The organism is Candidatus Symbiopectobacterium sp. NZEC135, from assembly GCF_025962695.1.
Genome location: NZ_JAGFPF010001199.1, coordinates 1 through 661, shown reverse-complemented (window position 1 = coordinate 661; position 661 = coordinate 1). Strand labels below are relative to the sequence as shown.

Here is a 661-nt window from a genome sequence, read left to right as displayed (position 1 = left end):
CTGTTTCAGCAAGCCTATGCGCACAAATTCCGTTTCCAAACCTTCCTTGGTGCGTTCAAATATTACACCAGCTATACGCTGAAAACCTTTGATGGCAAACGCTATCTGGAACGCTATGAGGATCGGGTCTGTCTGGTTGCCTTGGCGCTAGCCAAAGGCGATACCCAACTAGCAAGCGCCCTGGTCGACGAGATCATCAGCGGACGTTTTCAACCCGCCACGCCAACCTTTCTCAACTGCGGTAAAAAACAGCGCGGTGAGTTGGTCTCCTGTTTTCTGTTGCGTATCGAAGACAACATGGAATCTATCGGGCGTGCCATCAACTCGGCGTTGCAGCTCTCCAAGCGTGGCGGTGGCGTTGCCTTTACCTTGACCAACATTCGTGAAACCGGCGCGCCGATCAAACGTATTGAAAACCAGTCTTCCGGAATCATCCCCATCATGAAGATGCTTGAGGATGCGTTTTCCTATGCCAATCAACTGGGTGCACGGCAAGGTGCAGGCGCGGTCTACCTCAACGCGCACCATCCTGACATTTTGCGTTTTCTCGACACCAAGCGTGAAAACGCCGATGAAAAAATCCGCATCAAAACGCTCTCTCTTGGCGTAGTGATCCCGGATATCACCTTCCAATTGGCGAAAACCAATCAGGTGATGTACC

Annotated in this window: 1 protein-coding gene; it reads left to right on the top strand. The window is 51.6% G+C overall.

Annotation, left to right across the window (positions count from 1 at the left end; translation table 11 throughout):
- Nucleotides 1-661 (top strand): ribonucleotide reductase N-terminal alpha domain-containing protein (locus tag J5224_RS33320; protein ID WP_319802544.1); only part of this gene is annotated, 661 nt, incomplete at both ends.